The organism is Flavobacterium magnesitis (assembly GCF_041729735.1).
GTDB classification, from domain to species: domain Bacteria; phylum Bacteroidota; class Bacteroidia; order Flavobacteriales; family Flavobacteriaceae; genus Flavobacterium; species Flavobacterium magnesitis.
Genome location: NZ_JBCFQK010000033.1, coordinates 21,363 through 30,985, shown reverse-complemented (window position 1 = coordinate 30,985; position 9,623 = coordinate 21,363). Strand labels below are relative to the sequence as shown.

At 31.9% G+C, this 9,623-nt stretch carries 5 protein-coding genes; 1 reads left to right on the top strand and 4 read right to left on the bottom strand.

What is annotated here, in order from left to right; all coding sequences use genetic code 11:
* Positions 1-145: 145 nt before the first annotated feature.
* The 3 genes from AAGV33_RS15590 to AAGV33_RS15580 all read right to left on the bottom strand — a co-directional run bounded on the left by AAGV33_RS15590 (position 146) and on the right by AAGV33_RS15580 (position 5,235).
* The gene (locus AAGV33_RS15590; RefSeq protein WP_373393243.1) at positions 146-4,333 is read right to left on the bottom strand and encodes a two-component regulator propeller domain-containing protein; all 4,188 of its coding nucleotides are present in this window, start codon (positions 4,331-4,333) and stop codon (positions 146-148) included.
* Between the two features lie 541 nt (positions 4,334-4,874).
* Positions 4,875-5,057, bottom strand: a complete 183-nt coding sequence (locus AAGV33_RS15585) for an ATP-binding protein (protein ID WP_373393242.1) — start codon at positions 5,055-5,057, stop codon at positions 4,875-4,877.
* Positions 4,993-5,235 (bottom strand): ATP-binding protein, encoded by a 243-nt coding sequence (locus tag AAGV33_RS15580; RefSeq protein WP_373393244.1) that lies wholly within the window; start codon positions 5,233-5,235, stop codon positions 4,993-4,995. Before AAGV33_RS15580 ends, AAGV33_RS15585 begins: the two co-directional genes overlap by 65 nt.
* A gap of 426 nt (positions 5,236-5,661) precedes the next feature.
* Here AAGV33_RS15580 and AAGV33_RS15575 point away from each other — a divergent pair, with 426 nt between their 5' ends.
* A complete protein-coding gene (locus AAGV33_RS15575) occupies positions 5,662-8,277 on the top strand; it encodes a beta-glucosidase (protein WP_373393241.1) in 2,616 nt (871 codons plus the stop codon).
* Positions 8,278-8,722: 445 nt separating this feature from the next.
* On the opposite strand, the gene AAGV33_RS15570 is transcribed toward AAGV33_RS15575, so the two are convergent.
* On the bottom strand, positions 8,723-9,436 hold the full coding sequence (locus AAGV33_RS15570) for an SGNH/GDSL hydrolase family protein (RefSeq protein ID WP_373393239.1): 714 nt from the start codon (positions 9,434-9,436) through the stop codon (positions 8,723-8,725).
* Positions 9,437-9,623: the final 187 nt, after the last annotated feature.

Below are 9,623 nucleotides of genomic sequence, written 5' to 3'. Positions count from 1 at the left end.
TAAGTTTTTTTTATAGTTTACAATCTAGCTTATTTTTACAACATAGAAGCTCCATAATTAGACAAAATCATGATAATTGAAATAAAAAAAGCCCAATTTTAATTAAAAAATTGAGCTCTCCTTTTATCATTTTATGTAAACACTCCTACTCTTCTGTCTTCTCTTTTTGATCCTGAATATACTGGGTAGGGGTAACTTTAAAAACTTCCTTAAAGGTTTTTGTAAAATAGGCTGTGGAATTAAAACCACAATTATATGCTATTTCTTTAATTGACAAATTATTGGTCAATAACAATTCGGAGGCATATTTTAATCGAATAGTCCGAATAAAATTACTAGGATTTTGTCCGGTTAGCGAACTAATTTTTCTGTAAAACTGAGATCTTCCCATTCCCATATTCCCTATTAAATCATCCAACGTAAAATCGATATTGCTTACATTATCAATCACAATTTTTGTTGCCTTGTCTAAAAACTGTTCGTCTAAGGAATTAATTGTAATATCTGAGGAAGAAACAATTCCTCCAATGGCTGCAAAACGTTCTCTGGAGCGTTTTCTGGCTTCCAGTAAATTGATCACTCTGGCTCTCAAAACCGACATGTTAAAAGGTTTTGCAATATAGCCATCAGCTCCCGTTTGATAGCCCTGCACCACATCCTCATCTAAATTTCTGGCCGTTAATAACAAAATTGGAATATGACTGATTTCGAAATCGGTTTTAACCTGATGACACAATTCGAAACCATCCATCTTTGGCATCATAACATCACTAATAATAATATCAGGGAAATACTTTCTGATTTTTTCCAATCCTTCTACTCCATTTGGAGCTTCTTTTACCTGATACAAATCACTTAATTCCGTTTTAAGATGATTGCGAAGTACTTTATTATCTTCTATTAAAAGCACAACCGGTTTACTTATTTTTTCACTTTCAACATTAACAATAAGCGGATTAGTGTTTTCATCTGCAATGTCTATTTCATATTCAGCCGATTGTAAGGCATTCATTTCCTTGCCCTGTACATTCAATGTAGTAGCCTTTTTTGGTAACTTCATATCCGTTTTTAAATCAGCTGGAATAGTGATACTAAAAGTTGTTCCTTCCTTGTATTTACTTTCAACCGAAATATATCCTTTGTGCAATTCAACAAGACTTTTAGTGTAATTTAGTCCAATACCTGTTCCTGTTTTTGAAGAATCGGCATGAAAAAAACGTTGAAATACTTCTTTTAACTGTTTCTTTTTAAAACCAATACCTGTATCACTAATTTTAATCTGAATCATTTTTTGAGTAATAATTGGACTAAAAAACAACCATTTATAACGCTTTCTATTCACTGTAACTTCTGATAATGAAAGCGTAACAACTCCTTCATTATCGGTAAATTTTATAGCATTAGACAATAAATTAGCCAACATTTTTTCAATTTTATCCGGATCAAATTTTCCATAATATTCCTTTAATGGAGAATCGAATACAAATTTGATATTCTTAGTTTTAGCCAAATCTTCAAACAGGAAGAAAGTATCTTTACAAAGCTTGACTATATCTAAATTAGTGATTTCCAAATGTGATTTACCCAAATCCATTTTTCTTAAATCCAAAAGCTGATCAACCAAATACAATAATCGCTTACTACTTTTTTGAATCATTACTGCCGATTTTTTTACCTCCTCAGCATCGTTAAAATGAGACAAAATTTTCTCTACAGGATTTAATATTAAAGTGAGTGGAGTTCTAAATTCATGGGAAACATTGATAAAAAATCGCAATTTCATCTGATCCAGTTCATGCTCTTTTTCTTCATTGATTTTATTGGTGTAATAATCCAAACCAAACCATATAAAAGCAGCAAAAAGAATAACATACAAGACATAAGCCCACCATGTTTTCCAAAAAGGGGGCAACACCCGAACCAAAATACTTGTTTTCTCGGCATTTTTCCATTGTCCGTCTATTGAAGCCATGACTTCAAAAGTATAGTTACCCGGAGCCAGATTAGCATAATTAGCCACTCTATTATTATCTACACTAATATATTCCTTATCCAAACCATCCATCTTATAAGCATACTTAACACGCTCCGGATTTTGATAATTTAAAGCCACAAAACCAAATGAAATATAACCTTCATTATGCTTTAACTCAATTTCTTTAAGATTTGACACTGACTCATCAAAAAGTATGCGGTCATTTAAAGCATCGCCTGCATTGATTCGCTTATTAAAAATTTTAAGTTCGGTGATAATTGGCTTCACTCTATCTGAATTCAACGAAATGTCATTTGGATAAAAAATATTGAATCCGTTAATTCCACCTACAATGATTCTCCCATCGTAGGTTTTTGCTATCGATTTACTCTGAAATTCTAATCCCTGTAATCCGTCATGAACATTAAAATTCTTGATATTCTGTGTTTTCGGATTCAATAATGACAAACCACTTTTGGTACTAATCCAAATATGCTTATTATTGTCTTCCTGTAATCCAACCACTAAGTTATTAGGAAGTCCGTTTTCAGAAGAATAGGTTTGTTTTAATTTTAAACTAGTGTCTAACTGATACAACCCCATATCACTACCAATCCAGATATTTCCTTTGTAATCTTCGGTAATATGATTGATACGATTTCCTTGAATATTCTTAATCTTTATTTCTTCGAAATGGATGCTTTTTGGAATCTTCGAACTTAAAGCATTTAAATTCACATAACAAAGTCCAAGTGAAGTCCCTACCCACAGTCGGTTTTTAGAATCTACAAAAAGGGAAAAAACAAAATTACTGATGATGCTTTTGGGATCATTGACGTTATTTTTAAACTGATAAAACTTTTCAGTTGCAACGTCAAATAAATTCAATCCTGCCGTTGATGTACCTAGCCATAAACGATTTTGACTGTCTTTAGCCGCACACCAAACCGTATTTTGACCAATGGAAAAAGGATTTCTCGGGTCGTTTTCATATCTTTTGGTCTGGCCTGAATTAGTATTAAATCGATTCAAGCCTTTATCCCAGGTACATACCCACAAATCATTATTATCTCCTTCTAAAAGATATAAAATTTTATTGGAACTGAGAGAATTAGTATTTCCCGGAATGGCCTTGAAATGTTTGAAAGTGCCTTTTGTATCATCAAAAAGATTTAAGCCTCCTCCATCAGTACCTATCCAAATCCTTCTTCGGCTGTCTTCAATTACTGACTGAGCAATTTTAGTACTTAAACTTTTCTCGCTATTAGATTTATAGAAATGATGTCCAAAAGAAGATTTAGACAATGCCAGTTTATTTATTCCCTTATTATAACTCGCAATCCAGTAAATTCCATTTTTATCTTCTAAAATTTTTGACGGTTGGTTATTAGGTAGAGAAAATGGATCATCCTGATTTTGCAAAAGATGCTGTACCAATCCTTTATTTTTATCTAACAAATAGATTCCGCTTCCATCGGTTGCTGCCCATACGGTTCCTTTTTTATCCTGATACAAATGAAAAACAGGAATGCTTTGATTAACCGGAGCGATTTTTTTAACTGTTTTTTTGTAAACATTAAACAGATAGAGATGTGCCAAATCATTTCCTATCCAAAAATTACCTTCTTTATCCAGCAAAATCTGTTTAGGCAGATGATTCAAGTATTGATTAGCTTCAAAAACTATTTTAATTCGATTAAAACTATCGGTCTTGGAATTGTATTGATGTAAATTATTCCCTCCTGTTCCTATCCAAATCGTTCCTTTTTTATCCTGAATAAGATTAGTTACATTATTATTATCTATGGATTTTACATTCTTAGCATTTGCTGTATAACGGGTGTATTTCAAGGTACTGAAATCCGGAGCATTAACAGAAGTTAAATCCAGTTTCAATAATCCATTCTTTGTTCCCACCCATAGAACATTATTCTTTTTATCAAATAAAAGACTGTTTACTTCTTCCCTTAAATTTAATCCTTCGGTCTTTTTCTTGTAAAGGTTAATTCGGTAAAATTTTTGTGATTTTTTATCAAAAACATTTAAGCCATTACTGGTTCCCACCCATAAATACCCCTTACTATCTTCGGTAATCGCATTAATTCGATTATTACTTATGGAATGAACATCGTTTATAACAGGACGGTAAATCTCAAATTCGTATCCATTGTATTTATCCAGACCATCAATAGTCCCAAACCACAAAAAACCTTCACTATCCTGAAATATTTCGACACTGGTGCTACTGGAAAGCCCTTTATTGGTATCAAAATTTTCGAATTTTAAATTAGAATATTGTGCAAAACTTAAATGACTGGTCAAAAAAAACACCAGCCAAATAATGATTGATTTTTTCATTAATCTAATATTAGATTTGGTTTAAAGATAATTTATAGAAGAGTTCAAATTTATAAATTAAAATTAAAAAGGAATAATTTTATATACTAGAATTAAATACTTTGTAAGTTCAAGCAATAAGTACAACAGAAATAAATTAAAAACACTTGGAGTAATCCCCCAAGTGTTTAAGATTAAAAGCCTAAAACACATATACAACTCATAATTACACAGAAGACAAATCATTCTGAAATCGAATAAAAAAACAACATATTACAATAAAATAAAAATTGTTTAAGAAAGTCAAAACATGTATAGAGTGTCTAATTGCGCCCCTTCGACTCCTCTTTAAAAAACGTAATCAACTAAAAATGATAAATTGCTTAATCCAATTTTCAAAATCTGTTTTCAACATTTTTTGTCCTAGTTTGTCATAAAAAAGCATACCTTTGTCTTAGAATTAATTAATATAAATTGACCACCAAGTTTCGGTGCAAAGTGAGCACCTTTATTTATTTCAAAAAATTACTTTTTTCATTTGTTAATTTATATTCAAAAATAATTATCCCTTATTTATACTTTTTTTCTTTCTCATAGATTCCCCGTGCAATTCAGCCCTGTGCCGTTGGTATATTAACCGGTCTAAAATTACATCTGTTATGATTTTCTCCCCAATAATATCATACCATCCCTGAACTGGTATTTGCGAGGTGACAATGATAGAACCTATTGTGTCTGTCTTCAATGATCTCTAAGAGTGTAATTCTGTTGTGATTGTCTAGCGCCTGCATTCCAAAATCATCAAGAATTATAACATCCTGCCTTTGTATTTGAGCAAGTTCTCTTAAGTAAGTGCCGTCTGCTTTTGCTATTTTTAATTTTGCGAACAGTTTTGAAGTATTAAAATAATGTTTCCCTCTAATGTTATTGTGCTCAGGAAGATTCTGTTCTTTTCCTGTTTATATAACTCAAGAGTAATATTGATGCAATTAGAATTATATAAATCATGACTTGAATTCCATTCCCATTGTCTTGAAAAATAGTGCTTAAAATTCAATTATTGTTAAAAGTGGTTGTATAACAAATTTAATTTTCCTCTTTGCAGTACTTCGAAGTTTTCCAAAGAAGTTCCCTCATAAAAATAAACATCAAGCGCTCCCTCCTACTTTAAATAGCAATTTAGCCAAACTAATAAAACTTAAACAACTAATTTTGTTTGGCTTCAAAAGAAAATCTTTATTAATTAATAATAATTTTCTAAAAAACAATAAGTAAATAATTCAATAATTGGTCGTAAATTCCCACGCAAAATGTACTTAGAAATCACCATCAAAAAACGATACTAACCTATGAGAAAAATAAATTCATTAGTGTTTTTTATAAACTTAATAACTGTCACATCATTTGCACAGCAAGACTTTAAGTTTAAAAATCCATCTTTACCTATTGAACAACGAGTAAATGATTTGATCGCAAGAATGACTGTAGATGAAAAAATTAGTCAATTGATGGATTCTTCACCTGCCATTGAACGTTTAGGCGTACCCGAATATAACTGGTGGAATGAATCCTTACACGGTGTTGCCCGTGCTGGTTTTGCAACCGTTTTTCCGCAATCTATTTCTATTGCCTCTTCCTGGGATCGTCAATTAATTTTTGATGTTGCCAATGTTATTTCAGACGAAGCTCGTGCCAAAAACAATGAATATTTAAGAAGAGGTCAGCATGGAATGTATCAGGGATTAACGTTTTGGTCGCCAAATGTCAATATTTTCCGTGATCCTCGTTGGGGCCGTGGTCATGAAACTTATGGAGAAGACCCTTATTTAACGTCACAACTTGGACTTAATTATGTTAATGGTCTTCAGGGAACTGATGAAAAATACCTTAAAGTTGTGGCAACTGCCAAGCATTATGCGGTACATTCAGGACCAGAACCTTCACGTCATTACTTTAATGCTAAAACAAGTAATATTGACCTTTACGAAACCTATCTTCCTGCTTTCCGCACTTTAGTAAAAGAAGGAAATGTGTACTCGGTAATGGGAGCTTATAACCGTTTCAGAGGAGAATCTGCAAGTGCAAGTCCATTTTTATTTAATATTCTTCGAAATGATTGGGGATTTAATGGCTATATCGTTTCTGATTGCGGAGCTGTAACCGATATTTGGAAATACCACAAAATAACTCCCGATGCGGCATCAGCTTCTGCTCTGGCAGTAAAAACAGGATTGGATTTAGAATGCGGAAGCAGTTATAAATCATTGAAAGAAGCATTGGAACGAAAATTACTAACTGAAGCCGATATTGACATCACTCTAAAACGGTTATTTACTGCCCGCTTTAGACTAGGCATGTTTGATCCGGTAGAAATGGTTTCTTATGCCCAAATTCCATTTTCGGTAAATAATAACCCGGCTCACGATTATCTGGCTCGAGTAGCTTCGCAAAAAAGTATTGTTCTTTTAAAAAATCAGAATAATTCGCTTCCTCTTTCAAAAAGCCTCAAAACTATTGCTGTAATTGGTCCAAATGCCAATGATACTCAGTCTTTATGGGGAAATTACAGTGGAATTCCCAGTAATCCAATTACGGTATTAAAAGGTATCCAAAACAAATTAGAACCAAATGTAAAAGTTCTGTATGCCAAAGGAACAGATCTTGCTAAAGGAGTTCCTGAAATGAAGGTGATTCCATCAATTAATTTTCAAAATGAAAACGGTACACAAGGATTAACGGCCGAATATTTTGACAATACAAAATGGGAAGGAAAACCACTTTTTACACGTACAGATGATAATATTGATTTTCATTGGGATATTAACACGCCAGATCCTCGTTTAAAAATGGGCAATTACAGCGTGAAATGGAATGGTTACCTTGTGGTGGAAAAAACAGGAACTTACTCCATTTCTGAATGGTCAAAACCTTTTATGACTGTTGAAATAGAAGGCGGAAAAAATACTGGAGGAAAAAACAATCATCATCCACGTATTCGAGAGCAGAAAATAGAATTAGAAGCTGGAAAAAAATATAAAATTGAAGCTAAATACCAAAATAACTATGGTGATGCTATTGCACAACTTTTATGGGCAGAACCACAGGAAAATCTTCTTCAGGAAGCTACTAAGATTGCTAATCAGGCAGATGCTGTAGTCCTTGTTTTAGGATTAAATGAACGTTTGGAAGGAGAAGAAATGAAAGTAGAAGCAGATGGTTTTGATGGAGGTGACCGTACCAGTCTTGACTTACCATCTAATCAGGAAGAATTAATGAAAGCCATTGTAGCAACAGGAAAACCTGTGACTTTGGTTTTAATAAACGGAAGTGCCCTTTCTGTCAATTGGGCAAATGATAATGTTCCTGCTATTTTAACTGCAGGATATCCAGGTCAACAAGGCGGAAATGCTATTGCTGATGTACTTTTTGGTGATTACAATCCTGCGGGTCGATTGCCGGTTACTTATTACAAATCAGTCAATCAGTTGCCTGATTTTGAAAACTATGACATGAAAGGCCGAACTTATCGTTATTTCGATAAAAAACCATTGTATCATTTTGGATTTGGTTTGAGTTATACTAAATTCAAATACAGCAACATACAAATTCCTGATACTATTGATGCTGAAAAAGAATTTGAAATAGCTATAGATGTAACGAATATTGGTAAACGTGATGGAGATGAAGTAGTCGAATTATATCTGAAAGATGAAAAAGCATCAACTCCTCGTCCGATATGGCAATTAGAAGGTTTCGAACGCATTAATCTAAAAAAAGGAGAAACAAAAACGGTTCACTTTAAAATCACTCCCAGACAACTATCGTTAATCAATAATAAAGACCAACGCGTAATAGAATCCGGATGGTTTACTATTTCCGTAGGAGGAAAACAACCTGATGGTTCTGATGATACTCAAATTGGTCGATTCAAAATTAATGGAAAATCTGTTCTTTTAGAAAAATAAGAAAGTATTCGTTTTAAGACGAATTTACGATAAATAAAAATCGGTCATAAATGAAACTAATGCAAATTGCAGTTTTGGAGAAATCTTATTTATTTAATGATACATCATAACTTATCTTCTCAAAAAAATAATTATTAAATCTAATATAGTATCTTATTTTTTGTACCCCCATAACCTGAAATCTTTTTAAATATGACTGTTAATTTCTTATTGTTACAACTAAGGTGTTCGATAGTCGAACACCTTGAATTGTTTTAAGTAGATATCTTTCGATTAAAAATAATCTTAATTGGTTATGGCTTTGCATACTATTTATTGATTACTGAGAATTCTTTTTTGTTTTTTCTAAGTGATTTCAAAAACACTTTTAGATTCATTCAGAGATTTTTTAATTCGAAAGTTATTAAATTTAAATCACCTTATTAATTTAACAAGTAACAATCAATTATGGAAAAGCCAGAAACGAAACTTGTAATTCACCTAGTTTTTTATATCCTAATGCATTCATATGTATAGCGTCTTTATAATATAAATCTTTATTATGCATATTATATCCACCTAAAGAAAATTGATCTAGAAATGGAATTCCATGAAGTTCACAAATTTTTTTTTGCATTTCAACATATTTGTTTAGCCCATTTTCAATAAATGGATCATACCCTCCTACTTCATTAAAAGCTTTACTTGATGTAAAAAAGTAAATTATTGCTTTGGGGTTTAATTCATAGATCTTTTTAATACAGTAGTTAATACCACCTGCCTGGGTTATCAATTTTTCTTTATTATAATGATCGAATTCTGTGTAATCCGAATAATTCCCAATAGCTCTATTATTTGTATAATCATTTGTTGAAGCCCACAGAATGTAAATATCAAACACTCCTGCTTCATCAACTTGATTTTGTAAAGATTTTCCTTGAAATAAAGAAAACCCTGCCCCGGAAACTCCAAAATTAACAATAGTCATTCCTAAGTGATTTTCCCACATTCTTTTCGCATTGTCACTTTCAGGAATAACAGAAACAGACCCCCCAAAGACAGCTACAGACTTTCCATAATTTAAGGAGTTTTTTATAACTGAATTATTTCTATTTTGAGCATGTGCACTACTAGCAAGTAAGAGCAACAAAAAAACATTTATTGTATATTTAAATTTCATAATATAAATTATTTTTTATTTTTTTATTTTTTTATTTTCTGTTAAAGTATTTTTTTTTTAGTGAATCTATGTTTTTTATACTTACAGTAAAATGTCAATATAAAAATGTCATAATTGAATTAATTATAAATTTGTCCAAACTTTTAGGTTCAATCTATTACTGCTGTATGTTTTTTTTAATACCAAC

Excerpts from the sequence above, each read along its gene's own strand:
- AAGV33_RS15575 (WP_373393241.1), top strand. The coding sequence starts at position 5,662 with ATGAGAAAAATAAATTCATTAGTGTTTTTTATAAACTTAATAACTGTC.
- AAGV33_RS15570 (WP_373393239.1), bottom strand. The coding sequence starts at position 9,436 with ATGAAATTTAAATATACAATAAATGTTTTTTTGTTGCTCTTACTTGCT.
- AAGV33_RS15590 (WP_373393243.1), bottom strand. The coding sequence starts at position 4,333 with ATGAAAAAATCAATCATTATTTGGCTGGTGTTTTTTTTGACCAGTCAT.